Here is a 25,842-nt window from a genome sequence, read left to right on the forward strand (position 1 = left end):
TTTCAGGCCTTGGGTTTGACGCGGAAATCATAGTCGCCGGAACCCACCTTCACGGTGATCCGGCCATGTTCCAGGCCGATCTCGGCGGTCTTCAGCGCCGCCAGCGGCCTGCCGCTTTCGCGGACGGCCGGCGGGGTCATGAGCGTTGGCGGGATGCGGGGGCGCCGATGGACAGGTGATGTTCGGCCGCCGCGCACCGGATCAGCGCCAAGAGGTCGACGATCATGGCGCGCATCAGCAGGGATGCTTCATCGGCCTGCCGTCCCAGGATCGCCACGACCAGCGCTTCATGGCGGGTCAGGGCGATGGCGCGCTCCTGGCGTCCGCTGGCGAACCTGATCGAGATGCGCAGGGCGGTGCTCACCAGGTCCTGAAGGCCGACGTAGAAGGGGTTGCGGGTAGCGATCAGGATCGCGCCGTGCAGGGCGATCTCCGCGCCGAGCGGATCGTCGAAGCCGGCGTCGGCGGCCTTGAGCCGCGCCATCGCCGCGCGGATCTCGCGCTGGCCCGCACTGTTGGCGTGGCTGGCGGCCAGGGCGGCGGCGGCCGGCTCGATGCCGAGGCGCATCTCGGTGAACTGCGACAGGTGCCGAAGCGTCGACTTGCGCTCCAGCATCCAGCGCAGGACGTCCGGGTCCAGCACGTTCCACTTCGCCTGGGGCTCGATCGCCGTGCCTTGCCTGGGGCGGCCGGCGAGCAGGCCCTTTGCGACCAGCATCTTCACCGCCTCGCGCGTCGCCGTCCGGCCGGCGCCGTGCTTCACGCCCAGCTCCCGCTCGGTGGGAAAGTCGGCGTTGTCGTAGGCGCCCGCGACGATCGCCTGGCCGATCTGTTCGACCAGGCTGTAGGTCAGGCTAAGTCCCATGGTGTTGCGCATTCTGCCTTCGCCCCCGCGACGCATCAGCCGGAGCGAGAACGTCTTGCAGCCTTGCGGGCGGCATAGATCGGGGTCTGGCGGGGCAGTGCGCGGGCCGGCCTGGGCGTTGGTCCGCCGATGGGGCCGGCGGTCAGTTCGCCGAACCAGGGCGTACTGAGGCGCGTACGCTCGGCCCCCGCCAGCAGTCCGATCATCCCTTTGGCGTAGAGCCTGTTTTCGGCTGTCAGCACCACCTGATCGTTGACCAGGCCGGTGATGCGGCTGCCTTCGAACCGCAGGGAGAGCCTGATCCACTGGCCGGCCGCGACGCCGGCCAGCATGGTGTCGCCCAGGACCAGTTCGCCGCCTTAGCCGTCGAACTTGCCGGCCTTGATCTGGGCCTGCTGCTCAGCGTCGCCGACCAGGGCCTTGGGATCCTTCTTGCCGCGAATGGCGACCAGTCGGCAGCGGCCGTCGTGCGCCAGTTCCAGGAAGTATCCCTTCGGGATGAAGCCGTAGCCGGTGCCGACGTGGTTGATCCGGCCCATGACCGCTGCGGTGTCGCCCGGGTTCAGCCAGACAGTGGTCGAGACCTCGTAGTCGCTCCAGGCCGCGTCGCCGAGGATGGTGTAGGGCCGCCAGTCCGGCGCCCAGGAGATGGTCGGGATCGGGACCGCCTGGCGCAGGCAGCGTCCCTTGCCGTCGGGGCGTTCGGTCAGCTCGAAGGCGCCGGCGATGTCGGCAGTGTAGCGCGGCAGCCAGCCGTGGGCGGCGGGCGCAGCGTAGGTCTCGAAGGTTTCGCGGTAGGGGAAGGGGAAGGGCGCGGGCTTGGGGATCGCCTCGAAGCTTCCCTTCTGCTGCCCGCGGGTGGTCGACAGAGAATAGATCGCATCCGGTTCCGCGATCAGGCTCACCACGCCGTCGACGGGCGTCAGGTCGGCCTGGCGGGAGAACTGTTCGGCGGCGGTGCTGCGCCAGACGCAGAGCGGCTTGGGCGACAGGCCTTCGCCGATCTCGATCCTGACGGTCTGGGTCCGCGTTGCGCCCTGGGTCTCGACGACGAGGCTGTAGTCCGCGCCCGGAGACTTCAGGGTCGTGTAGGAGCCGCCCCCAGGCAGCATGCCRCTGGCTCCGTCGAGATAGGTCCAGCCGATCTCGGTGAACTGACCGTAGTGGGCGTAGCCCCATAGAGCTTCGCGAACCTTGTAGTGGCCGCTCCACGGCTCGTGGGCCAGCACGGTCGCCGGGTCTTCGGAATAAGGCTCGAGCGGATAGAGGCCGGCGATGTCGTACCAATTCACGACCTTGGTCGCGCCGCTCAGGATCCAGTTGTGGTTGAAGGCCCGGACGATGCCGATCGCGCAGTCGAAACCCTTCAGGTAGACGTGGTCTTCGGTGTTCCAGATCGGCTTGCCCATGGCCTTGGCCATCGCCTGCTGCTCGGCGCTGGCGTAGGCGTTGGCGTAGAAGACGTGGGCGCTGATGATGTCGATGGCGTCGCGCAGTTCGGCGTCGGTCGTCATGTCCTTGACGAAGTCGAGCTTGTCCTTGGGCCAGTTGTCGAAGGCGTGGACCTTCACCTTGGAGAAGCCCTTGGCGTCCAGCGTGCGACGCAGGGCTTTGACGAAGGCGTAGTCCTGGCCTTTCTCGTTGCGGCAGCCGATGGCGTCCAGCTCCAGCCCGTAGGCGCCGCGCAGGCCCTCCAGCCATTTGACGTAGTAGTCGACGGCGTCCTGCGACCAGAACTTGCCGCCGCCGATCCAGCCCGGCGCGCTCCAGGCCGTGGCGTCCAGCGACAGGGCCGGATTGCGCTTCTTGGCCTCCTGCAGGACCCACCAGATGTAGCCGCGCTCGTAGCTGAGGTCCTCGCGCGTGTGCATGTGGCTGGGCATCGACCCCTGGGTCGAGTTGCCGTCGCCCGGGATCTCGGCCAGCAGGGCGCTGACCGAGGCGCCGAACTTGGGCTTGTAGAGCAGGTCGAGGATCTGGCTGCGCTGGGGCTCGGGATAGTCCTTGAGCAGCACGGCGGTGGCGCCGCCTCCGGTGACCACGCCGATGCCGTCGAACCGTGCGCCGCCGGCGTCGCCGCGCAGCCTGATCACGTGGGGCGAGGCGGGCTGGGCCAGGGCGCGGCTCAGCGGCGCCAGGCACAGCAGCGAGCCGGCCGCGAGCAGATGCCGGCGTCGCGACGGGTCGAAATTGCCATGCCCATCAGCGGCCGCTTGGCCGCGCGCGCTTACGCGCTCCATTGTTCCCTCTCCCAATTCTTATGTCGTGAACGCCGAGCTGGCTCGGTGTTCGCCGGTCTCCATCGGCGTTGATCGCGATGGTGCATCCCGAGTGTTTCGCGCGGCGAGAGCCGTGAGAAACCGTCTCACCCCTGAGGGGTATGACCAAATTATTGCACGCTCGAAATGAGCGGGCAAGTCATTCGTAGGACAAATATTATTGTTACCAAAAGCCTCAAGTGATAAGAAAAATCAGTGGGATAGCGCTGTAATTTTCGACATGTTCAGAGCGTGAGAGTCGCGTCCTCGGCGGGCGAACAGGCAATCGAGTGGCGCGGAGTAGCCGTGTTTCGGCGGTGCTCGAAGTTTACTGGTATGACCAATCATGTTGGCTCGGAACCTGCTCGCAGGCCCATAGGTGGGCGCTAGATCGCAGTCTTGGGTCTTCCCTCAGGGGGCATGTCCCGGAGGGTGTTCGACTTGGCCCAAGAGTGCTGAAAGCTGGCCCGCGGGCGGCTAGAAAGAGGCAGGCTGCCAGCCGGTAGCGCAGAGATTCGGACCATGCGGGCAGCGACCCCCCACAAGAGCGTCACCGACACCATCGTTCAGGATCTTGGTGCGGCGATCGTGACGGGTCGCTACGAGGGCGTGCCGTTCCCGACCGAGCAGGAACTGTCCGAGAAGTACGGCGCGGCGCGCACGGTTACCCGCGAAGCCGTCAAGATGCTGGTCTCCAAGGGCCTGCTGTCGTCGCGGCGCCGGCGCGGCATCGTCATCGAGAACGAGGACAGCTGGAACCTGCTCGATCCTGACGTCATGCGCTGGATGCTGCAGCGCGAGTTCTCGCTCGACCTGCTGATCGAGTTCACCGAGATCCGCCTGAGCATCGAGCCCGGCGCGGCGGCGCTGGCGGCCAGGCGCGCCGACGGCGACCAGCGGGCCGCCATCGATCACGCGGTCAGGCGCATGTTCGCCGCCGATCGCGGCGAAGACGACCCGCTGCTGTCGGACATCGCCTTCCACGTCTCGGTCCTGCGCGCCAGCGGCAACCGCTTCTATCGGCAGCACTGCGAGATGATCGATACGGCGCTGCGCTTCAGCATCCGCAAGACCAACGACCTCAAGGGCGTGCGTTTCGCCAGCGCCGAGGATCACAAGCGGGTCGCCGACGCCATCCTGGCCGGCCACGTGCGCGAGGCCGAGACCCGCATGCGCGATCTCATCGGCGGCGCGCTCGACCTGATGCAGCGCAGCCGTGACGAGGAGCGCCGCCGGGATCGCCGCTGAAGGCGAGGGCGGGGCGGCGCACGGGCTCATCGTCTAGAGTTTGGCCAACCGGCCTCCGTCGGCGACCAGTTCCGCGCCCGTGACGAAGCGTGCCTCGTCGCTGAGCGCGAAGGCGACGACGGCGGCGATGTCCTGTGGTCGCCCGACATCCTGCGGATCGAGAACCTCAAGGCCCGCCTTGATGTTGGGGCTCTCGCGCAGCATCGGCGTGTCCACCGCGCCGGGCAGCACGCAGTTGGCGCGGATGCCGCGCGGGCTTCCCTCGATGGCCGCCGTTCGGGCCAGCGAGGTCAGGGCCGCCTTGGCCGCGGCGTAGGGGCCGACGAGAGGCGAGGTCTGGCGGGCGTGGATGCTCGAGACGTAGACGAGGCTGCCGCCGGCCTCCATGCGGTTGAAGGCCTGTCGCGTGAAGTAGGCCGCGGCGTAGAAGTTCACCGCCATGATCCGCTCCCAGTCCTGGCCGGTAAGCGCGTCCAGGCCCTTGTAGATCATCGCGCCGGCGACGCTGGCCACGCCGTCGACGCGGCCGAAGCGCTGGATGGCCGCCTCGAACGCGGCCGCCGCCTCGGCTTCCACGCTGACGTCCTGCACGCGAACCATCACCCGCTTGGGGGAGGCCAAGGTCGCCTGGGTGGCGGCCAGCGCTTCGGCGTCACGGTCGATCAGGACGAGGTCGGCGCCTTCGTCGTGGAGGCGTTGAGCGCAGGCCTGGCCGATGCCGCCGCCGGCGCCCGTGATGAGGATGGTCTTGCCGGTGAAGCGCATGGTCACCATTCCCGCAGGTCGCCATGGGGGCCGCGCCAGGCCGGGTTGCGCCAGGCCGGCGCATCGCGGCTGAGCCGGCGGACCTTTTCTTCGTCGATCTCGACGCCAAGGCCTGGGCCGGTGAGCGCCTCGACCGTCCCGTCCTTCACCGAGAAGACTTCGGGGTTGAGCATGTAGGTCAGCAGGTCGTGGCCGTCGGTGTTGTAGTGGATGCCCAGAGACATTTCCTGGATCACGAAATTGGGCGTCGTCAACGCCAGCTGCATGCAGGCGGCCAGGGCGATGGGGCCCAGCGGGCAGTGCGGGGCGATGGCCACGTCATAGGCTTCGGCCATCGCCGCGATCCGGCGTACTTCGGAAATCCCGCCCGCGTGGCTGAGATCGGGCTGCAGGATGTCGATCGAGGCCGAAGCCAGGAACGGCTTGATGTCCCAACGGCTGTAGAGCCGCTCGCCGAGCGCGATGGGCACGGCGGTCTGCAGGCTGAGCTGGGCGATGGCCTCGGGATGCTCGCTGAGCAGCGGCTCCTCGACGAACAGCGGACCCAGCGGCTCCAGGGCCTTCACCAGTTGCCGGGCCATCGGCTTGTGCACCCGGCCGTGGAAGTCGACGCCGGCGTCCAGGCCCTCGGCGCGCACGGCGGCGAGGCGGTCGACCGATGCGGTCAGGGCGCTGGGGCTGTCCAGCCAGCCCAGGTCCTCGACGCCGTTCATCTTCACGGCCTTGAAGCCCTGCGCCTTGCGCACCCGCGCGGCCTCGACGACCTCGCCGGGGCGATCGCCGCCGATCCAGGCGTAGACCGGGATGCGATCGCGCACGCGCCCGCCCAGCAGTTGGTGCACCGGGACCTTCAGGGCCTTGCCCTTGAGGTCCCACAGGGCCTGGTCCAGACCCGACAGCGCCGACATCAGCACGGGGCCGCCACGATAGAAGCCGAGGCGATAGGCGGTTTGCCAGATGTCCTCGATGCGGTCCGGATCGACGCCGATGAAGCGGTCGCGCAGCGAGGCGAAGGCGCCCTCGACGGCCTCGGTGTGCCCCTCGAGCGAGGCCTCGCCCCAGCCGATCAGGCCGTCCTCGGTCTCGACGCGCACGAACAGCCAGCGCGGCGGCGCGGGGAAGGTTTCGATGGATCTGATGGAAGCGCCCGGCGTCGTCTCGGCCTTGGCGCGTGCGGGGTCGTCGACCATGAACGTCCTCACGGGGATGGCGCGAGACTGTCCCGGATCCCCCTTGTTGTTGCCGGAATGGCTAGCACTTAGCCCATCGCTGTCAACGATATATATTACAAATAAGCTGGTGCGATGGGGCGTTGAGTTGGGCTCTGCCGGTTGGGTTTCGCGTTCCTGTCTCGTTCATAGCCCAGCTCGGGTTGGTGTTGGGATCGGAAAGCGGTCTCCGCAGAGCACTGTCAGGCAAGATAAGTAATACAAATATGTTGACGACGAGGCCGCCGCACGGACTTATTGGCCGCGAAAGGCGGGCCCGTCGCTCCTTGCGACCCTGACGGGTACACGCCCAAGCAAGGGGGCGATGTCCAGATGCACACGATGTCGAGCGGCCGAACCGAGCAGGCCGCTTCGGGCCAGCTGAACCTCGCCTACATCTGGACGATCTCGAGCGTGGCGGCCTTGGGCGGGCTGCTGTTCGGCTACGACTGGGTCGTGGTCGGGGGCTCCAAGCCGTTCTACGAACCCTATTTCCACCTGACCAGCGAGGCCCAGGTCGGCTGGGCCAACAGCTGCTCGCTGCTGGGCTGCCTGCTGGGCTCGGTGTTCAGCGGCCTGGTCAGCGACCGGATCGGCCGCAAGAAGCTGCTGATCATCGCCGCGGTCCTGTTCGGCGTATCGTCGATCCTGACCGGTTGGGCGCAGGGGTTCTCGACCTTCGTGTTCTGGCGGATCGTCGGCGGGGTCGCCATCGGCGTGGCTTCCAACATCTCGCCGACCTACATCGCCGAGATCAGTCCAGCCGCCTGGCGCGGTCGGCTCGTCACCCTCAACCAGCTGACCCTGGTGGTTGGGATCCTGGCAGCCCAGGTTGTCAACATGCTGATCGCCGGCGATGTCGGCGGCGCCATGGGGCACGAGGCGATCCGCGACACCTGGCAGGGCCAGTACGGATGGCGCTGGATGTTCACCGCCGTCGCCGTTCCGTCGGTGATCTTCTTCTTCTGCGCCTTCCTGGTGCCGGAAAGCCCGCGCTGGCTGCTGAAGGCCGGCCGTCGCGATCGCGCCCAGGCTGTGCTGCGCAAGATCGGCGGCGAGGCCTATGCGTGCGAGGCCCTGGCCGAGATCGAGGCCGGCCTGGAGCGCGAGCGCGCCGACACGGGCGCGGCCAACGAACTGCTCGCGCCGGCCGTGCTGGGCGTGCTGCTGACCGGCGTCGGCCTGGCCGTCCTGCAGCAGTGGAGCGGCACCAACGTCATCTTCAACTATGCCGAGGAGATCTATCGCGGCGCGGGCTACGACCTCAACGGCGTGATGTTCAACATCGTCATCACCGGCGCGATCAACCTGGCCTTCACGCTGGTGGCGACCGCCACCGTCGACCGGCTGGGACGGCGCACGCTCATGCTGTGGGGCGCGGCGGCGATCGCGGTGATGCACGGCCTGCTCGGGTCGGCGTTCTTCTTGGGGATCCAGGGACCCGTCGTCCTGCTGCTGACCCTGGGCGTCATCGCCGCCTACGCCATGTCCCTGGCGCCGGTGACCTGGGTGCTGCTGTCGGAGATCTTCCCCAACCGCGTTCGAGGGGCGGCGATGTCGATCGCGGTCTCGGCGCTGTGGATCGCCTGCTTCGTGGTCACCTTCACCTTTCCGATCCTCAACCAGCGTCTGGGCGCGGCGGGGACCTTCTGGTCCTACGGCGTCGTCTGCCTGGCGGGCTTCATCTTCATCGCCTTGCGCGTGCCCGAGACCAAGGGGCGAACCCTCGAGGAGATCGAGGCCGCCCTGTCGCGTCGCCGCGATCGCTGATCCGCCCGCGCGCCGAAACAGACACCGTCAGGAACCGTCCCATGACCCTTCGCATCCGGACCCTCGCCCTGGCCACGGCCTCGGCGTTCGCAACGGCGATCGCGGCCCAGGCGGCCGACCTGACGGTGGACGCGACCCGTCCGCCCGCCGCGGTGCGCTCCGAGCACCTGCGCATGGGCGCCTCTACAGCGCCCGACGGCCAGACGCTGGGCGTCAACAACCGCTACCTGACGCGCAATGGCCAGCCCTGGATCCCGGTCATGGGCGAGTTCCACTACACCCGCTATCCGCCCGAGAACTGGAACGCCGAGCTGGCCAAGATGAAGGCCCAGGGCGTCGACATCGTGGCCACCTACATCATCTGGAACCACCACGAGGAGCGCGCCGGCCAGTTCAACTGGGCGGGCGATCGCGACCTCAAGCGGTTCGTCGCGCTGGCCAAGGCCAATGGCCTGATGGTGGTGATCCGCATCGGCCCCTGGGCCCATGGCGAGGTGCGCTGGGGCGGCACGCCCGATTGGGTGGTCAACGCCATGCCCACCCGGCGCGATGATCCGGTCTATCTGACCTATGTCGAGCGCTACTGGCGCGAGATCTACGGGCAGGTCGAGGGCCAGCTCTGGAAGGACGGCGGTCCCGTCGTCGGCGTCCAGCTGGAGAACGAGTACAACGTCGGCGGTCCTGGCGCCGGCGTGGGGCATATCGCGACGCTCAAGACCCTGGCGCGCAAGATCGGCTTCGACGTGCCGCTCTACACGGTGACGGGCTGGGACAACGCGGTCTATCCCAAAGGCGAGGTCATTCCCGTCTTCGGCGGCTATGCCGACGAACCGTGGAGCGCCAGGCAGGGCCGCCTGCCGCCCAAGGAGGTCTACGCCTTCCGCTTCGCCAGCCGCGTCGGCGGGGATCTCGGCGCGCAGACGACGTCGCGCAATCCCGGCACGATCGAGACCGACATGGACAACACCCCGTTCCTGGGGGCGGAGTTCGGCGGCGGCGTGCCGATCATGTATCGCCGCAGGCCCTATCTGTCGCCCGACGACGTGGCCGCCATGCTGCCGGTGCAGCTGGGCTCGGGGGCCAATCTCTACGGCTACTACATGTTCCATGGCGGCCGGAATCCGCAGGGCCGCACCACCCTGGAGGAGGACGACCGCCAGGGCGGCTACAACGGCATGCCGATCATCAACTACGACTTCCAGGCGCCGCTGGGCCAGTATGGGCAGGTCCACCCCGTCGCTGACGCGGTCCGGCCCTATCACCTGTTCATGAAGGCGTTCGGGGCCAGGCTCGCGCCGATGGAGGTGCAGCGGCCAGCCGAGCGGCTGAGCGGCCGCGACGACGTCTCCACCCCGCGCTGGTCGGTGCGCAGCCAGGGCGACCGGGGCTTCCTGTTCTTCAACAACCACGTGCGGCAGTTCGAAACCCCGGTCCAGGCCAGGACCCGCTTCGAGGTCAAGCTGCCCGGCGGGCTGGTGGCCTTCCCGAGCCGTGCTGTCGACATCCCCGCCGGCGCCTATTTCGTCTGGCCGATCAATCTGGATCTCGACGGCGCCAACCTGGCCTGGGCCAGCGCCCAGCCGCTGACCCGGCTCGAAGACGCCGACGGGCCGGTCTACGTCTTTTCGGCCACCAGGGGCGTGCCGGTGGAGATTGCCTTCTCGGCCGATGTCGAGGTCACGCTGAACGGCAAGCGCCTGAAGGCCGCCGGCGGCCGCGTGGTGACCCCGACCCTGACGCCCGAGGGCGTGCGCGAGCTGGCCGTACGCGTCCCTGGCGGCAAGCGGGTCCGGATCGTGCTGATCAGCGCCGAGCAGGCCAGGCAGGCCTATCTGCTGCCGTTCGGCGGCAAGGAGCGGCTGGTGCTCAGCGAGGATCCGATCTTCGCCGATGGCGAAGGATGGTCGGTGCGGTCCAAGGCCGACGCGGGCTTCCATCTCTCGGTGCTGCCCGCGCTGGACGCCGCGCCGGTCGCCAGCCTGCCGCTGCGCCGCGTGAAGGGGCAGGGAGCCTTCCAGGTGTTCGAGGCCCAGGCGTCCGCCAAGACCCTGACCGCCGGGATCAAGCCGCTGCGCGAGCCCCAGGGGATGCCGGCTCCGGAGATCGGTGGTCGGGCCAAGGCCGTGCTCCAACCCTATGCCGAGCAGTACGGGCGCTCGGGCGCCTGGACGCTGAGCCTGCCGAAGGGCGCGCTCGACGGCCTGAGCGAGGCCTGGCTGGAGATTGACTATGCCGGCGACGTGGCGCGCCTGTTCGACGGCGTCGAAATGCTGGACGACCAGTTCTACTACGGCCCCAAGTGGGAGGTGGGGCTGAGCCGCTTCGGCGACAGGCTGGGCCGCGACTGGACGCTGACGGTGCTGCCGCTGCGCGCCGACAATCCGCTCTATATCCAGCCCGAGGTGAAGGCGCCGATCCCGGCCGGCGGCCAGGTGGGCGAGGTGAGGGGCGTACGGATCGTTCCGGAGTACGAACTGCGGCTGACCTCGGGGACAAGCAAGTGACGGCCAGGGAGTCCTTCACGCGGCGCTAGGCGGCGCCGGGCGGACCGATGTCGTGGCATGAGGCGCCTGTGGTGCGAGCTCTGGTTGTTCTTTGATGCGTCTTGGCATACCGGTTGCTGATTGTCGCCAAGTCGACACAGTTTGCGACCCAGCGCACCAAGATGACGCCCGACCCGTCCCGATATTCCGTCTCGAGCGCCTTCGCCACGTTCACCGACCCCGAGACGATGGCGCTGGCGATCGGCGACATCAATTCGGGCGCGAAGCCTCTTCCGCTCGAACGGGGCAGCCTGCGGTTCGACGGCATGCTGGCGCGGGCGAGCTTCGGCGGACTGAATCTGGGCATGGGCCGGTTCGCTCAGGGGATCGCCCAGGCCGCGGCCATCCCCGGCGTCCACACCTTCATGTTCGCCACCGAGCCGGGGATCATGCGGCGGGTCTCGGGGCGCAAGCTCTTCGGCCGGCACATCTTTCACTTCCGGCCCAACGAACGGACCGTCACGAGCTCGCCGCCCGGCATGCCCTGGGCCTTCGGCATCGTGACCATGCCGTTCGAGCGACTTACGGCGCACGCGCCCGATCTGATGGGCGCCGGGCATGGCGCGCCGCTGGACGATGACCGCATGTTCGTCGCGCCGGCGGCGGCGATGAATGAGCTCATCGCGCTGATGGGCGACATTTCCGGCGTGATCCGGAGCCGGCCGCATATCCTCGCCGAGCCGCAACCCTCCAAGGCCCTGGCTGGCGCGGTCGTAGACAGGCTGATGGCCTGCCTCTCACAGGGGCTGGTCAAGCCGGACAGGGCCGCCCTCGGGCGTCATCGCCAGATCGTCGCCCGCTTCGAAAGCGCGCTGGAGGAGCGGCCGGAGGAGATGCTGTCGCTGGGCGACATCTGCAGGGTCGTGGGTGTTGCCGAGCGGACGCTGAACCTGGCCTGCCAGGAATTCGTGGGGGAAAGCGCGGTGCGCTACGCCCGCAATCGCCGGCTGGACCTTGTCCATGCGCGGCTGCAGGCTTGCGATCCCGCCACCACGCTGGTGACCAACATCGCCATGGACCACGGCTTCTGGGAGCTGGGCCGTTTCGCCCAGGCCTATCGCCTGCGTTTCGGCGAGCGTCCTTCCGACACCTTGCGCCGGAACGCGCACTGATCCTGCCGCTCCAAGCGCCGCTGTTCATGCTGGGATTGCATAGGCGCTCACCCGTCCCGCTGGCAGGGACGGTCGACACGCGTCATGCGGATCATCGACGCGGCGCGCGTAAGGCGCCGCCGTCGGCCGCTGCTTGCGCGTGCGTTTCAGGGGGATCGGGCCAGGCCCAGCCGAGCGCGTCGCGTGATGCGTTCCAACGTCCCTGCGGTTCAGGAGAGGCTCGCCAAGACGGGCCTGGCAGGTGTCAAAGTGCGGCAGTCGTTCAACAAGGCGCGGGTCATCCGCAACTCGGTCTCGCTCACGGTGCTCGCGCTGGCGGTCGGCCTCGGCGCCCCGATGGCGCAGGCCCGGCAGATCACCAAGGGCGGGGGCGACGGCGCCGGCTATACTCCCCACACGCCTCAGGGCGGTATCGCGGGCGGCGGCGGCGGGGCCTCCGGCGCTGGAAGCTACGGCGGGGCGGCGGCGACTGCACCGACCGGCTCGGCGGAAGCCGGGGCGGGTGCGGCCGGAGGGCAGCCTGGGGCGCTGAACGACCTTTCGGCCGGCGGCGGCGGCGCGGCCGGCGGCGGCGCTGGTGGCGCTGGCGGCCTGGGCTCGCAACTCGCCACGACCGGAACCGCTTCGTTGACCGTCGACCTCATCGCGACGGACGGCGCGAACGGTGGTGCGAGCGCGGCGGGCGGCGGCGGCGGCGGCGGGCTCGTTCTGACGGGGACGAACGTTCAGCTGTCGACCGCGGGCTATGACGTCACGGGGGGCGACGGCGGCGCGGGCAGCGGCGGCGTCGGCGGTGGCGGTGGCGGCGGTGGCGGCGGCGCCGGACTGGTGTTGCTGAACGGCGGCTCGGTGACCGTGGGCGGCGGCGCGGGCGGTTCGGCCAGCGCCATCACGGGCGGCGCGGGCAGCTCGTTCGGCAACGGCGGCGCCGGCCTGTTCCTCTACAGCGGCGGTTCGTTGAACGTCGTCAGCGGCACGATCACGGGCGGGGCAGGGGGCACCTTCGCCAGCTGGGCCGGGGCCGGCGCCGCCGGCGTGCTCAGCAACCTGGGAACCATCACGAACGCCGGCGCGATCACGGGCGGCGAGGGCGGCTACGGCTATTCGAACGGCGGCGCGGCCGGAAACGGCGTGATCGCCTGGGGCGGCAGCATCGAGAACAGCGCGACCGGCGTCATCGCCGGCGGCGTCGGCGGGCGTGGCAACGGCGGTTTCGGCAGCAACTATTCCGGCGCGGGCGGTGCGGGCATCGTCTTCACGGGCGGCCAGCCGGGACTGCTGGTCAACGCCGGAACGATCCAGGGCGGGGCGGGCGGTCGGCCCTCCAACGCGATCCAGCCGGGCGCCGGCGGCCGGGGCGTGGTCGGCGCCAGCACCGGCTCCACCACCATCATCAATTCGGGCACGATCATCGGCGGCGTGAACAACCGCTCCCAGCGCGCCTACGCGATCGAGCTGTTCGGCAGCGACAACCGCCTGGAGCTGCACGCGGGCTCGTGGATCCGTGACGTCGTGGCGGTGACCGGCGGCGGCACCAACAACGTGCTGGCCCTGGGCGGCGCGGACGACGACATCTTCAACGCCTCGCATATCGGATCGGACGGGTCCGTCGACGGCTACGGCCTGATGGGCTTCGACACCTTCGAGAAGCTGGGCGCCAGCACCTGGACCCTGACCGGCACGGGCAACCAGACCTGGTCGGTGCTGGAAGGCGTGCTGAAGGGCGACAGCAACAGCCTGGCCGGCAGCGTGGTCTTCGGCAGCGGCGCCGGCAGCCGGGGCGTCATCTTCGACCAGGCGTTCGACGGTGCCTATGCCGGCCAGATCTCCAGCGGCGGCACGGTGACCAAGGCTGGCGCGGGAACGCTGACCGTGAGCGGCGAGATCGCATCGGACTGGACGATCTCGGGCGGCGGCGTGATCGCCGGGACGGATACGATCCGTGGCGCCATTGCGATCGCAGCCGGCGCGTTCCTCACCTTCGACCAGAGCAGCAACGGAACCTATGGGTTCGAGCTTTCGGGCGCTGGCGCGTTCCGCAAGGCCGGCGCGGGCAAGCTGATCCTAACCGAAGACTCGTCGGCCTTCACTGGCGCGACGGCCGTCAATGCGGGAACCCTGTCGGTCAACGGCTCCCTGGCGGGATCGACCGTGACCGTCGCCTCCGGCGCCACCTTGGGCGGTTCGGGAACGGTAGGTGACACTATCATCCAGAGCGGAGGCCATCTGGCGGCCGGCAACTCGGTTGGTACGCTGACGATCGTGGGGGACCTGACCCTCGCGTCGAGCTCAAACCTTGACTTCGAGCTGGGCGCGCCGGGCGCCTCGTCGGCCTCGCCCGGCGTCAGCGACCGCCTGGTCGTCAGCGGCGACCTGGCGCTGAACGGCGTGGTCAACCTCTCGCAGAGCGCCGACCCAGCCGACGGYGTCGCCGGCATCGGCTATTATCGCCTGATCACCTATGGCGGCGCCCTGACCGCCAACACGGCCACGATCGGAACCAAGCCCTTGCTTAGCAACGTGAACTACGCGCTGCAGGCGGGCGGCGGCCGGGTCGACCTCTATATTAGCACCGCCCTTGTTCCCGGCGACGACACCCTGCAGCACTGGCAGGGCGGCGACGGCGTGTGGAGCGCGACCAGCACGCAGTGGCTGAACGACGGCGGCAACACCCCGTACGCCTGGGCGGGCAAGTACGCGATCTTCAAGGACGCCGGCGTCTTCACGGGCGGCGCGGTGACGGTGGACGGCGCGCAGAGCTTCATCGGCCTGCAGTTCGTCGACGAGGGCTATGAGCTGGGGGGAACCGGCCAGTTGGTCACCGTCCCGGGCACGAGCGAGATCCGCGTTCTAGCCGACCTCGCCAAGATCGGCGTGGGGATCACCGGCGCCGGCGCGATCACCAAGACCCAGGCCGGCACGCTGGTCCTGACCGGCGCCAATACCTATGCCGGCGGGACCACGATCGATGCGGGCACGCTGCAGATCGGCGACGGCGGGACTTCGGGCTCGATCGTCGGCAATGTCGCCAACAACGGTGTGCTGGTCTTCAACCGGTCGGACGCCACCACCTTCGACGGCCGGATCGCCGGCTCGGGCGCGGTGCGCATCCTGGACGGCGGCGTGACCTTCACCGCCGACAACATCTATACCGGCGGCACGACCATCGCCGCGGGCGCGCAACTGAACCTGGGCGCCGGCGGCGCGAGCGGTTCGATCGGCGACGTCGTCGTCAACGGCGCCCTGGCGTTCGATCGCTCCGACAACTTCACTTTCTCCGGCGTTATCACCGGCTCGGGTGTTGTTCGTCAGGTCGGTTCGGGCCAGTTGGCGCTGACCGGCAACAACTCGGGCTTTACCGGCGCGATTTTCGTCGATGCGGGAACCCTGACGCTCAACGGGTACATGCCCGGTTCGACGATCACCGTCGGCTCTGGTGCGACGCTGAACGGCGCGGGCGCGCTGGGTGACGTCACCGTACTGAGCGGAGGCTATCTGGCGCCGGGCGCCTCCATCGGCTCGATCTCGATCGGAGGCGACCTGACCCTGGCCGCGGGCTCCAACCTCGACATCGAACTGGGCGCCCCGGGCTTCTCGTTGACGTCTCCCGGCGTCAGCGACTACCTGACGGTCAACGGCGACCTGACGCTGAATGGCGTGGTCAATCTCGTGGGAACCACGCAGCCGGGCTTCGGCACCGCCGACGTCGGCTACTATCGCCTCATCACCTATCGCGGCGCCCTGATCTCCAATACGGCGACGATCGGCTCCACGCCGTCGCTGAGCAACGTGGACTACACGCTGCAAGCGGGGGGCGGCCGGGTCGACCTCATCATCACCAGCACGCTCATTCCCGGCGACAACACCCTGCAGCACTGGCAGGGCGGCGATGGGATCTGGAACGCCGACAACAAGCAATGGCTGAACCAGGGCGGCAACACCCCGGATGACTGGGCCAGCAACTACGCCGTCTTCAAGGACGCCGGCGCATTCGCCGGCGGCCAGATCACGGTCGAGGATAGCTTGAGGTTCAAGGGCCTGCAGTTCGTCGACGAGGGCTATGAGCTGACGGGGACGGGGCGTCTGCTCACCGCCGCGGCGGGCAGCGAGATCCGCGTCCTGGCCGACGTCGCCAAGATCGGTGCGTCGATCACCGGCATGGGCCGGATCATCAAGACCGAAGCTGGGACGCTGATCCTGACGGGGGACAACTCTTACGGCGGCACCACCATCCAGGCCGGCACGCTGCAGGTCGGCGACGGCGGCGTGGCGGGTTCGATCGTCGGCGACGTCATCAACAACGGCGTGCTGGCCTTCAACCGGTCTGACGCCATCACCTTCAACGGCCTGATCTCTGGTGCGGGCGCGGTGCGCATCCTGAACGGCGGCGTCACCTTCACCTCCAACAACACCAATTCCGGCATCACGACCATCACCTCGGGCGCGCAACTGAACCTCGGTGGGGGCGGGACGAGGGGCGCCATCGGCGGCGATGTGGTCGCCAACGGCGCGCTGCTGTTCGACCGTTCGGACAGCCTGACCTACGCCGGCTCCATCAGCGGCTCGGGCTCTCTGCGCCAGGTCGGCGCGGGCAAGACCGAACTGACCGGGGTCTCCGGCGCCTTCACCGGCGCGACGACCGTCGAGCGGGGCGTGCTGGCGGTGAACGGCGTGCTCGGCGGCGCGCTGGACGTCTGGTCGGGCGGCCGCCTGCAGGGTGTCGGCACGGTGGGAACCACCGTCGTGTCGGGCACGATCGCGCCGGGCAACTCGATCGGCGTACTCAATGTCGCCGGGGGCGTCACCTTCAAGCCGGGCTCGGTCTTCGAGGTCGAGGCGAACGCGGCGGGGCAGTCGGACATGATCCTGGCCTCCGGCCTGGCCACGATCCAGGGCGGGACCGTCAAGGTGCTGGCGGGCGCGGGAGACTATCGGCCGCAGACCAACTACCTGATCCTGCACGCCAACGGAGGCCTGGCGGCCGGAAGCAAGTTCGACGGCGTGACCTCGAACCTGGCCTTCCTCGACCCGTCGCTCAGCTATGACGGCTTCAACGTCTATCTGCGGCTGCGGCGCAACGATATCAGCTTCACGGACATCGGCGTGACCCCGAACCAGGTCGCGGCGGGGGCTGGGGCCCAGCAGCTGGGGTGGGACAACCCGGTCTTCGACGCCGTGGTCAACCTTTCGGCCGAGCAGGCGCGCGACGCCTTCGACCAGTTGGCCGGCTCGGACTACGCCAGCCTGCGCGGCTCGCTGATCCAGGACAGCCGCTTCGTGCGCGACGCGATCCTGGCGCGGGGCGACTTGGCCGGCGTCGAGGGATCGTCGGCCTGGGGAGAGACCTTCGGCGGCTGGGGCTCCATGAAAGGCGACGGCAACGCCCAGAGCTACGACCGCGACGTCCAGGGACTGGTGACCGGCTACGACGGTTCGCTGGGCCGGGACATCCGCGCCGGCGTCGCCGTGGGCTACAGCGCCGGCGACCTGAAGACCGCGCGCGCCAGGCACGACGTCGAGACCTATCACCTTGGCGGCTATGTCGTGGCCGAGCGCGGCGGGGTGTCGTTCCAGCTCGGCGGCGCCTATGCCTGGCATGAGGTCGAGGCCTCGCGCCGCGTCGGGTTCGGAACGTTCGGCGAGACGCTGTCGAGCGACTACTCGGCTCGCACCTATCAGGCGTTCGGCGAAGTCGCCCTGAAGCGCGAGGTGGCCGGCACGACCGTGCAGCCGTTCCTGGGCCTTGCCTATGTCGGCTTGACCGGCGCCGATGTCGCCGAGCAGGGCGGCAGCGCCGCGCTGCATGGCGGCGGCGACGAGCACCTGACCTATGGTTCGGTCGGCGTGCGCCTGAAGAGCGACCTGAAGGCTGGAGACCTGGGCCTGCGTCTGGCCGGCTCGGCCGCGCTGCGCCACGCCTTCGGCGATCGCGCGCCGACCATCGACCTGGGGTTCACTGGCGCGCCCGGGTTCGGGATCGTCGGCGCTCCGATCGACAAGGACACCCTGGCCGTCAATCTGGGTCTGGAGGCCGACCTTGGCCGCAGCGCCGTGATCGGCGTGACCTATTCCGGCGCCTACGGCGATCGCCTGAGCGACCACGGCGCCCGCGCCCAGGTCAGCTGGAGGTTCTGATTGCGTTGGCGAGGCGACCAGACACTCTGGTCGCCTCGCTGATGGTCTAGAGCGCGATGATGCCGCGGCGCAGCGCCGTGGTGACGGCCTGGGTCCTGTCGTTGACGTCGAGCTTGGAAAAGATGCTGCGGATGTGGGCCTTCACGGTCTCCTCGGACAGGGAGAGCCGGTAGGCGATCGTCTTGTTCGCACCGCCGGCGGCCATGCATTCCAGCACCTCGATCTCGCGGGCGCTGAGCGGCTCCTCGGCGGCGTGCACGGCGATCTCCTGGGCGACCTCGGGCAGGACGAAGCGACGACCGGCGTGCACCAGCCGGATGGTGTCGAGCAACTCGTGGCGGAGCGAGGACTTCAGGAGGTAGCCGCTGGCGCCGGCCTTCAGGGCCCGGACGGCCTGGGCGTCGCCCTGATAGGTTGTCAGCACCACGATGCGCGCGTCGGACGCCGTCTCGCGGATGGCGACGATGGCGTCCAGCCCGTTCATGACCGGCATCTGCAGGTCCATCAGGATCACGTCCGGACGCAGTTGCCGGAAGGCGTCGACGGCCTGCCGGCCGTTCTCGCATTCGCCCACGATCATCATGTCTTCCTGCGGTCCGACCAGGGCCGCGACGCCCTCTCGAAAGACGGCGTGGTCGTCCACGGTAAGAACGCGGATGGGGCGGCTGGTCATCGTGGCTTCGCGCCGGGCAGGACAAGTCTGCGCCACCAGTACCATGCGTGTCCGCCGTCCAGATAGGCGGCGCCGGCCGGCACCTGGACCTCGACCTCGGAGCCGCCGTTCGGGCGGGTGGAGATCGCCAGTCGGCCGCCGATGCGCTCGGCCCGTTCGCGCATGCCCTTGAGGCCGTAGTGGCCCTGGCGCTCGCCCGCCTCGCGCACCGCCGCCGGCAAGCCGACGCCGTCGTCGCCGACCGACAGCGAAAGGCGGCCGCGGCCGAAGGTGAGGCGGACGGAGATGGCCGAGGCCTTGGCGTGGGCGATGGCGTTGCGGATCGCCTCTTCCGCGATCCGCAACAGTTCCTCGCCGACGATCGGCTCAGTGGCCCTGGCGTCGCCTTCGATCACCAGGTCGATGGGCGGGGCGTCGCCGTCGCCAAGCGCGCCGACGATTTCGCCGAGGGCTTCTGCGAGATCCGCGCGCGCCGCCTCGTTCCTCAGGTCGCGGACGCGGGTCCGGCCTTCGGCCAGGACGACGTCGGCGCGGTCGAGGGCCTGGTCGATCTCCTTGCGCAGCGGGTCGTCGCCCGACAGCCGGTTGGCCACGGCCTGGAACCGCAGCATCAGGCTCTGGAAGCCCTGCAGCAGGGTGTCGTGCAGTTCGCGCGCGATGCGCTCTCGCTCGGCGGTGCGAACCTGGAAGCGGGCCTCGAACGCGGCGGCCACCTGGCGGACGCGCAGGCTGTAGAGCGCCCAGGCCAGCAGCATCAGGACGGCCGCGATCAGAAGCTTGAACCAGATCGACTGCAGGAAGGTGGGCGCGATCGAGACCTCCAGGTTCGCGCCGGTGCGGTTCCAGACCCCGTCCTCGTTGGCGGCGATGACCTGGAAGCGATAGGTCCCCGGCGCCAGGTTCGTATAGAACGCCTGTCGGCGCGACCCGGGATCCACCCAGTCCGCATCGTGGCCCTCCAGTCGATAGAGCACCTGGGTCCGACGGGGCATGGCCAGGTTGATCGCCGCGAACCCGATGGTGATGTCGGACGACCCGGCCTTCAGCCGCACGTTCGCGGGGTCCTTGATCGTATTCTGCCCGCTGGTCAGCGAGGTGATGGCGACGCCGGGCGCGACCGGGTTGGAGCTCAGGCGGGCCGGATCGATCCAGGCGATCCCGTCGATCGTGGCCAGCCACAGGCGACCGTCGCCGCCGCGGGCCATGCTCTCGCTGTTCTGGGCGTTGGGACCGTTGGGCAGGCCGTCCTCGTAGCTGAAGATGCGCGCAGACATCACGAAGGCGGGGTCGGTAAAGGCCTTTTCCAGGTCGGTGGTCCTGACCCTCGAAAGGCCGCCCGCGCCGAACAGCCAGGTATCGCCCTCGGGCGTCTGGGCCAGGCCGGTTGCGTAGCGCAGCGGCTTGGCCTGGCTCAGCGTCAGGCGAGCCGGACCGTCGGTAGACATCAGCGCGGCGCCGTCGCGCCCTGACATCAGGATCCCCTTGGTGGTGGCGTGCAAGGATCGCACGCCGCTGGTCCCCTTGAGGGTCGCAGCGAACGACCGCGCCTCGGCGAACCCGCCGTCCAGCCGGGTCAGGGTCGAGGGATCGGTCAGGGCCCACAGGCGGCCTTGCGCGTCCCTGACCATCAGGGTTGGGTCGGATGTCGCCGAAAGGTCCTTGGCCGGGACCGGGCGCCAGCTTCTTCCGTCCCGCCAGTACATTCCGCTGGTCGACGCCGGCAGCCAGAACCGTCCGCTGGAGTCCGGCCCGCAGTCGTAGAAGCCGGTCTCGCTCGGGGGCGCGGGAAACTCGGTCCGGCCGCCGCCGTGAAGCCGCACGATCCGGTCGGCGGCCGCGATCCAGATCGACTTGTCGCGATCCTCGCAGATCGCCCTCGGCTCGGTCATCGAAAAGAGACGCACCGGACGCTGGCCCGGATCGACCCGGTAGATGGCGTCGGTCTGGCCGATATAGACGGCGCCGGAAGAGGCCGTCATCAGCAGGTCGCCGTACTTGGCGGCGGCCGTCAGTTCCGGTTCGACCACGATGCTGGGCGTGCTGAAGTGGTCCAGGCTGCGCGGGCCGCCGTACCACAGGGTTCCTCGTCGATCGACGTACAGCAGGGAAGGGCGGGGCGAGGACATCAGGGTTCGTTCGCCCGTCTCGTAGGCGGGGGCGGCGGCAGCGCTCTTCTCGGCCTGCACGAGCTCTGCGACCCGGCCGAAATCCCGGCCCTTGACCCAGAGGTCGCCATTCCTGTCGAACGCGGCCGCCAGCCAGCCGGGGTCCTGGCTGGTCCAGCGGAAGGGCCGGGACGGCGGCGCCGGCCAGCGACCTCCCGGTCCCGTCAGGCGGGCGCCGCCGTCCGCGCGCACCAGCCAGACCCTTCCGTCCGCATCGGCGGCGAGCAGTCCGCCCGTGCCCAGGGGCGTGTCCACCCGCTCGAACTTCACGCCGTTCGGCGCGCGCCGCAGCACCGACTTGTTGTAGCCCAGCCAGAAGGCGCCGTCGGCCGAGACCAGCGCGTCGCGCAGCATCTGGCGATCCGGGTTCGGCGAGATCCGCTCCCAGCGCCCGTTCTGATAGCTAAGGAACGGCTGGCCGATCTGCGCCACGCCCGCCCAGATCGCGCCGTCCGGGCTCAGGGTGAAGGTGACGACCTCGCCGCGGGGCGGCGGCGCCTCGATCAGCTGCAGGCGGCCCTGGCGGAACACGCCCAGCCAGCCTTTCGAGTACCAGGCCCAGACCGTTCCATCGCGACCGATCTGGAGTTTCCGAGGGTGGCCGTACTTGTCACGGTCGATCTGGGCGTCCATGGGCTCGAACGCGAGGCCGTCAAAGCGGAACAGCCCGTCGCGACTGGCGATCCAGACGAGGCCGCTGGCGGTCTCGGCCATGGCGTGCGGTACCGACGGCGCGCCGTCGTCCCGCGTCCACACCTCGTGCTTCAGCTGGCCCATGGACAGCGCATAGGGCTGGGCGGCGACCTCGAAGGCTGCGGCCGCGCAAAACAGCGCTGCCAACAATCCTCGCCAAAGCCCAACTGGTCCCGACGCCATCGCCACCCCCACAGCCGCCCCGTTTATCAAACACTGTTCTGCAAGGGGGCGGAAGGCATCCCCGATCGGGGGACCGCGCGATAGCTAGATCGGCGTTTCCCGGCGCGCGCGGAGGGTTCAAGACCGCTCGATGAAGATGACGGTTCCGATCTATCCCGGTGGAGCGCTCGGTGCGGGCCTGGTGGTGCTGCGGCTCTCCATGGTCGCCGCCGGCCTGAACCTAGGCCCTGTCCCGCAGCTCGGCGGGGCCGGCCAGTGGCTTGTGGCGATCTTCTGCGTTTCGCTGGCGCTGGGCGCGGGGACGCGTTGCGGCGCGCTCGTCGGCGCCCTGGCGGGGCTCGCCGTCGGCGCTCTCCAGCACGACCCGGCGATGGTCGGGGGGCTGGCCGCCCTGGTCCTGGCGGGACCCGGCGCCTACTCCATCGACGCCCGGGTGTGGGGGCGGGTCCGCGTCGGGCCAAGGTCGCGACGGTAGCGTAGCGCTCGCCCCAGCGAGCGCCCGCCGGATCGCCGGACGCTCGATCGGGCGATCGCGGGCTCCCCCGTTCGAGCTTTCCAAGCCGGCCGACCGCGACATCATTGTCCACCGAAGGCGCCGGTCGTTCGGCGCTGGACCGCGGGGAGACGGGGATGCTTTTCAGCGAAGCCGCCAGCAAGGCCAGGACCTTGCCGGACAACCCCTATCTCACCGGGCTGCACACGCCGATGACCGAGGAGTTGACCCTCGAGGACCTGCCCGTCACCGGGGCTATCCCCGCCGGGCTCGACGGCCAGTATCTGCGCATGGGGCCCAACCCCATGGCCCCCAATCCGCAGAAGCATCACTGGTTCGCGGGCGACGGCATGGTTCACGGCGTTCGCCTGCAGGGCGGTCGCGCGGCCTGGTATCGAAACCGCTGGATCCGTTCGGACGCCGTCGCCAAGGCGCTGGACGAACCGCGCACGCCGGGGCCTCGCCACCTCTTCGACACGGTGAACACCAATGTCGTCGGCTTCGCCGGCAAGACCCTTGGCGTGGTGGAGGCCGGCAGCACGCCCGTCGAGCTGGACGAGATGCTCCAGGCCGTGCGCTACACCAACTTCGATGACACGCTGAAGGGCGGGTTCACCGCCCATCCGCATCGCGATCCGCTGACCGGCGAGATGCTGGGCGTCTGCTACGACGCCAGCAAGTGGCGGGCCCTGCGCTTCGTGGTGCTGGGCCCCGAGGGCAAGGTGCGCCGCGAGGTGCGGGTCCCCGTCAAGAACGGGCCGATGATCCACGATTTCGCCTTCACCCGGCGCTTCGCGATCATCCTCGACCTCCCCGTCACCTTCTCGCTGACCGCCGCGATCACCGGCCATCACTTCCCGTATCGTTGGAACGAGGGGCGCGGCGCGCGGGTCGGGCTGCCGCCGCGCGAGGGCAAGGGCGCGGCCGTCACCTGGCTGCCTGTCGATCCCTGCTTCGTCTTCCATGCCATCAACGCCTATGACGCGCCGGACGGGACGGTGGTCCTGGACGTCATCGTCCACGACAGGATGTTCTGGCGGCGCACCTCGGGGCCGGATTCCGAGCAGTGCGCCTTCGAACGCTGGACACTCGATCCCGTGGCCGGAACGGTCGAACGGGTCGTCATCGATCCCGCGCCGCAGGAGTTTCCGCGCCCCGACGAGCGCCGGCTGGGCCAGCCCTATCGCTACGCCTACACCATGGCGCTGACCGATCCGTTCCTGGGGACGGGCCTCTTCAAGCACGATCTCGTCGAGGGGACGCGCCAGGCGCACGACTTCGGACGCGGCCGGCATCCCTGCGAGTTCATCTTCGTGCCGGCGCATGCCGATGCGGGCGAGGACGAGGGCTGGCTGATGGGCTTCGTCATCGACGCCGACACGCGAACCACCGACCTCGTGATCCTCGACGCCCGCAGGTTCGAGGACGCCCCGGTCGCCAGCATCCACCTGCCGCACATCGTGCCGCCCGGCTTCCACGGAAACTGGATCGCCAACGCCGACTGAAGTCCAACGCCGCCAGCCTCTAGGAGAACACGGATGCGCTTGCTTCCGATCAATCGGTTACTTCTCGTCGGCGTTCTCGCCGCCGCCAGCGCTGTGGGGCAGGCGGCGCTGGCCGATCCGGGCGACAAGCCGGGCACGATCGTCCTGGTGCACGGCGCCTTCGTCGATGGCTCGGGCTGGGCGGACGTCTACCGGATCCTTCGCCGCGACGGCTACAAGGTCGTCATCGTCCAGAACCCGACGACCTCGCTGGCCGACGACGTCGCGGCCACCCGGCGAGCGATCGCGGCGGCCGAGGGCAGGGTGGTGCTTGTCGGCCATTCCTACGGCGGCGTGGTGATCACCGAGGCGGGTTCGGATCCCAAGGTCTCGGCCCTCGTCTATGTCGCGGCCTTCGCGCCGGACCAGGGGGAGTCGGTGTCCTCGCTGGTGGCCAACGCGCCGCCCGGCGCGCCGGCCCTGCCGATCCTGCCGCCGGTCGATGGCCTTCTGCTGCTGGACCGCGCCAAGTTTTCCGCCGCCTTCGCCGCCGACGTCACGCCCGAAGTCGCGCGCTTCATGGCCGACTCCCAGCAGCCCTGGGGCGCGCAGGCCCTGGAGGGCAAGGTGACCGCGCCAGCCTGGCGGGTGAAGCCCAGTTGGTACCTGGTCGCCAAGGACGATCACATCATTCCGCCGCCGGCCCAGCGCATGATGGCCAAGCGCGCCGGCGCCACCGTGCGCGACGTCGCCGCCAGTCATGCGGTCTATGTCTCCCAGCCGGGTGTGGTCGCGTCCTTGATCGAGGAGGCCGTGGTCCGCTCGGCGGAGAAGGGGGCGCGATGAGCCCGGTCGCTGTGCGCGCAGCATCGTTCGCAGCCTGTGAATTTGCTTCCAGAGTTCTGCGATCGGGACCCGGCTACTGGGCGGTGGGCCGGCGTTTTATTCCAGATCTCGAGCCGGGCGACGCGCCCGACACGACACCAGATGGAAGGTTGAGACGATGACGCTCAAGGATATCCTGCCCGGCAAGCTCGGTTTCGGCGCCGCGCCGCTCGGCAACATGTTTCGCGACATTCCCGAGGACGAAGCCCTCGCCACCGTGGAAGCGGCCTGGAACGACGGCATCCGCTATTTCGACAACGCCCCGTTCTACGGCGCCGGCCTGGCGGAGATCCGCATGGGCCGGGCCCTGGCCGGCAAGCCGCGCGACCAGTACGTGATCAGCACCAAGGTCGGCCGGGTGATCCTGGACGAGGTGGAAGACGTCAGCGCTCGCGATCTCGGCGAGAAGGGCGAGGTCTTCAAGTACGGCCGTCCGAACAAGATCGTGAACGACTATTCCGAGGACGCCACCTATCGCTCGATCGAGGACAGCCTGAAGCGGCTCAACACCGATCACATCGACATCGCCTTCGTCCACGACGTGGCCCAGGACTTCTACGGCGACGAGTGGCTGGGCGTGTTCGAAAGCGCCCGCAAGGGGGCCTTCAAGGCACTGGACCGGATGCGCGACGAAGGCGTGATCAAGGCCTGGGGGCTGGGCGTCAACCGCGTCGAGCCGATCGAACTGCTACTCGATCTGGACGAGCCGCGCCCCGACGCCTTCCTGCTGGCGGGCCGCTACACTCTGCTCGACCATGATCGGGCCCTGCAGCGCGTGACCGGCAAGGTGGTCGAACGCGGCCTGGGGATCGTCGTCGGCGGTCCCTACAGCTCCGGAGCCCTGGTGGGCGGACCCAACTTCGAATACGCGCCGGCGACCCCGGCCATTCTCGACAAGGTGGCCCGGATCAAGGCTGTCGCAGACCGTCACGGGATCAGCATGAAGGCCGCCGGTCTGCAGTTCGCGCTGGCCAATCCGGCCGTGGCGGCCGTCATCCCCGGCGCCAGCCGTTCCGAACGCCTCGCCGAGGACCGCTCGGCCCTGGACGAAACGATCCCGACCGATTTCTGGCGCGAGCTTCGCGCGGCGGGCCTGGTCAACCCGGCGGCCCCGTTGCCCGGCGCCGCCTAAACCCAAACCCCTTCCATCCGCACCGTCGCTCGACGGCCGAGGCTCGCTTCGGCCGAAGGGCTTGCGCACGCCTCGATCAAAGCAGTGAAAAGGAGACAGATCATGCGTAACCCGACATCCCCCGGCGCGGCCGATCCCGGTCGTCGCGAGATGCTCCGCACCACCGGCGCGGTGATGGCCGCCGCCGCCGGCGCCGCGATCGCGGGCCCCGCCGCCGCGCAGGGCGCCGT

17 protein-coding genes are annotated in these 25,842 nt (G+C 69.2%); 9 read left to right on the plus strand and 8 right to left on the minus strand.

Annotated elements, in window-relative coordinates:
* Nucleotides 1-2: 2 nt before the first annotated feature.
* The 4 genes from AC1DCG_RS00655 to AC1DCG_RS00670 are packed head-to-tail and all read right to left on the minus strand — an operon-like array spanning nucleotide 3 to nucleotide 3,105.
* On the minus strand, nucleotides 3-140 hold the full coding sequence (locus AC1DCG_RS00655; protein ID WP_477028018.1) for a hypothetical protein: 138 nt from the start codon (nucleotides 138-140) through the stop codon (nucleotides 3-5).
* Complete coding sequence (locus tag AC1DCG_RS00660; protein ID WP_477028019.1) at nucleotides 137-877, minus strand: FadR/GntR family transcriptional regulator; 741 nt, start codon at nucleotides 875-877, stop codon at nucleotides 137-139. Before AC1DCG_RS00660 ends, AC1DCG_RS00655 begins: the two co-directional genes overlap by 4 nt.
* Nucleotides 878-900: 23 nt before the next feature.
* On the minus strand, nucleotides 901-1,197 hold the full coding sequence (locus AC1DCG_RS00665; protein WP_477028020.1) for a hypothetical protein: 297 nt from the start codon (nucleotides 1,195-1,197) through the stop codon (nucleotides 901-903).
* A 27-nt stretch (nucleotides 1,198-1,224) separates the two neighbouring features.
* Complete coding sequence (locus AC1DCG_RS00670; protein ID WP_477028021.1) at nucleotides 1,225-3,105, minus strand: glycoside hydrolase family 30 protein; 1,881 nt, start codon at nucleotides 3,103-3,105, stop codon at nucleotides 1,225-1,227.
* Between the two features lie 540 nt (nucleotides 3,106-3,645).
* Here AC1DCG_RS00670 and AC1DCG_RS00675 point away from each other — a divergent pair.
* On the plus strand, nucleotides 3,646-4,371 hold the full coding sequence (locus AC1DCG_RS00675; RefSeq protein WP_477028022.1) for a FadR/GntR family transcriptional regulator: 726 nt from the start codon (nucleotides 3,646-3,648) through the stop codon (nucleotides 4,369-4,371).
* A gap of 33 nt (nucleotides 4,372-4,404) precedes the next feature.
* Here AC1DCG_RS00675 and AC1DCG_RS00680 read toward each other — a convergent pair whose 3' ends face one another.
* Nucleotides 4,405-5,136 carry an SDR family NAD(P)-dependent oxidoreductase gene (locus AC1DCG_RS00680; protein ID WP_477028023.1) on the minus strand — a complete coding sequence of 244 codons (732 nt, stop codon included), beginning with the start codon at nucleotides 5,134-5,136 and terminating at the stop codon, nucleotides 4,405-4,407.
* Nucleotides 5,137-5,138: 2 nt separating this feature from the next.
* On the minus strand, nucleotides 5,139-6,326 hold the full coding sequence (gene dgoD, locus AC1DCG_RS00685; protein WP_477028024.1) for a galactonate dehydratase: 1,188 nt from the start codon (nucleotides 6,324-6,326) through the stop codon (nucleotides 5,139-5,141).
* A 351-nt stretch (nucleotides 6,327-6,677) separates the two neighbouring features.
* On the opposite strand from dgoD, the gene AC1DCG_RS00690 reads away from it, so the two are divergent.
* The 4 genes from AC1DCG_RS00690 (at nucleotide 6,678) to AC1DCG_RS00705 (ending at nucleotide 17,904) form a co-directional block, all read left to right on the plus strand.
* Nucleotides 6,678-8,114, plus strand: coding sequence for a sugar porter family MFS transporter (locus tag AC1DCG_RS00690; protein WP_477036478.1), 1,437 nt, complete (start codon nucleotides 6,678-6,680; stop codon nucleotides 8,112-8,114).
* A 41-nt stretch (nucleotides 8,115-8,155) separates the two neighbouring features.
* Nucleotides 8,156-10,618 carry a beta-galactosidase gene (locus tag AC1DCG_RS00695; RefSeq protein ID WP_477036479.1) on the plus strand — a complete coding sequence of 821 codons (2,463 nt, stop codon included), beginning with the start codon at nucleotides 8,156-8,158 and terminating at the stop codon, nucleotides 10,616-10,618.
* 113 nt (nucleotides 10,619-10,731) lie between these two features.
* Entirely contained in the window at nucleotides 10,732-11,769 is a 1,038-nt protein-coding gene (locus AC1DCG_RS00700) for an AraC family transcriptional regulator (protein WP_477028027.1), read from the plus strand.
* Between the two features lie 249 nt (nucleotides 11,770-12,018).
* Nucleotides 12,019-17,904: an autotransporter domain-containing protein gene (locus AC1DCG_RS00705; protein WP_477028028.1), complete on the plus strand. Its 5,886-nt coding sequence runs from the start codon at nucleotides 12,019-12,021 to the stop codon at nucleotides 17,902-17,904.
* Between the two features lie 46 nt (nucleotides 17,905-17,950).
* Here the strand turns inward: AC1DCG_RS00705 and AC1DCG_RS00710 are convergent, their stop codons facing one another.
* Nucleotides 17,951-18,577: a response regulator gene (locus tag AC1DCG_RS00710; protein ID WP_477028029.1), complete on the minus strand. Its 627-nt coding sequence runs from the start codon at nucleotides 18,575-18,577 to the stop codon at nucleotides 17,951-17,953.
* Nucleotides 18,574-21,582 (minus strand): sensor histidine kinase, encoded by a 3,009-nt coding sequence (locus AC1DCG_RS00715; RefSeq protein WP_477028030.1) that lies wholly within the window; start codon nucleotides 21,580-21,582, stop codon nucleotides 18,574-18,576. Before AC1DCG_RS00715 ends, AC1DCG_RS00710 begins: the two co-directional genes overlap by 4 nt.
* A gap of 166 nt (nucleotides 21,583-21,748) precedes the next feature.
* Here AC1DCG_RS00715 and AC1DCG_RS00720 point away from each other — a divergent pair, with 166 nt between their 5' ends.
* The 4 genes from AC1DCG_RS00720 to AC1DCG_RS00735 all read left to right on the plus strand — a co-directional run bounded on the left by AC1DCG_RS00720 (nucleotide 21,749) and on the right by AC1DCG_RS00735 (nucleotide 25,612).
* Nucleotides 21,749-22,093 (plus strand): hypothetical protein, encoded by a 345-nt coding sequence (locus AC1DCG_RS00720; RefSeq protein WP_477028031.1) that lies wholly within the window; start codon nucleotides 21,749-21,751, stop codon nucleotides 22,091-22,093.
* Nucleotides 22,094-22,248: 155 nt separating this feature from the next.
* Nucleotides 22,249-23,616: an 8'-apo-carotenoid 13,14-cleaving dioxygenase gene (locus tag AC1DCG_RS00725; RefSeq protein WP_477028032.1), complete on the plus strand. Its 1,368-nt coding sequence runs from the start codon at nucleotides 22,249-22,251 to the stop codon at nucleotides 23,614-23,616.
* Between the two features lie 33 nt (nucleotides 23,617-23,649).
* Nucleotides 23,650-24,441, plus strand: a complete 792-nt coding sequence (locus tag AC1DCG_RS00730) for an alpha/beta hydrolase (RefSeq protein WP_477028033.1) — start codon at nucleotides 23,650-23,652, stop codon at nucleotides 24,439-24,441.
* Between the two features lie 157 nt (nucleotides 24,442-24,598).
* Nucleotides 24,599-25,612, plus strand: a complete 1,014-nt coding sequence (locus AC1DCG_RS00735) for an aldo/keto reductase (RefSeq protein WP_477028034.1) — start codon at nucleotides 24,599-24,601, stop codon at nucleotides 25,610-25,612.
* Nucleotides 25,613-25,842 lie beyond the last annotated feature (230 nt).

It is taken from the genome of Caulobacter sp. 10L414 (genome assembly GCF_056395525.1).

Excerpts from the sequence above, each read along its gene's own strand:
- AC1DCG_RS00680 (WP_477028023.1), bottom strand. The coding sequence starts at position 5,136 with ATGCGCTTCACCGGCAAGACCATCCTCATCACGGGCGCCGGCGGCGGC.
- AC1DCG_RS00720 (WP_477028031.1), top strand. The coding sequence starts at position 21,749 with ATGAAGATGACGGTTCCGATCTATCCCGGTGGAGCGCTCGGTGCGGGC.
- AC1DCG_RS00730 (WP_477028033.1), top strand. The coding sequence starts at position 23,650 with ATGCGCTTGCTTCCGATCAATCGGTTACTTCTCGTCGGCGTTCTCGCC.
- AC1DCG_RS00665 (WP_477028020.1), bottom strand. The coding sequence starts at position 1,197 with ATGCTGGCCGGCGTCGCGGCCGGCCAGTGGATCAGGCTCTCCCTGCGG.
- AC1DCG_RS00690 (WP_477036478.1), top strand. The coding sequence starts at position 6,678 with ATGCACACGATGTCGAGCGGCCGAACCGAGCAGGCCGCTTCGGGCCAG.
- AC1DCG_RS00655 (WP_477028018.1), bottom strand. The coding sequence starts at position 140 with ATGACCCCGCCGGCCGTCCGCGAAAGCGGCAGGCCGCTGGCGGCGCTG.
- AC1DCG_RS00725 (WP_477028032.1), top strand. The coding sequence starts at position 22,249 with ATGCTTTTCAGCGAAGCCGCCAGCAAGGCCAGGACCTTGCCGGACAAC.
- AC1DCG_RS00710 (WP_477028029.1), bottom strand. The coding sequence starts at position 18,577 with ATGACCAGCCGCCCCATCCGCGTTCTTACCGTGGACGACCACGCCGTC.
- AC1DCG_RS00735 (WP_477028034.1), top strand. The coding sequence starts at position 24,599 with ATGACGCTCAAGGATATCCTGCCCGGCAAGCTCGGTTTCGGCGCCGCG.
- AC1DCG_RS00660 (WP_477028019.1), bottom strand. The coding sequence starts at position 877 with ATGCGCAACACCATGGGACTTAGCCTGACCTACAGCCTGGTCGAACAG.
- AC1DCG_RS00695 (WP_477036479.1), top strand. The coding sequence starts at position 8,156 with ATGACCCTTCGCATCCGGACCCTCGCCCTGGCCACGGCCTCGGCGTTC.
- dgoD (WP_477028024.1), bottom strand. The coding sequence starts at position 6,326 with ATGGTCGACGACCCCGCACGCGCCAAGGCCGAGACGACGCCGGGCGCT.
- AC1DCG_RS00675 (WP_477028022.1), top strand. The coding sequence starts at position 3,646 with ATGCGGGCAGCGACCCCCCACAAGAGCGTCACCGACACCATCGTTCAG.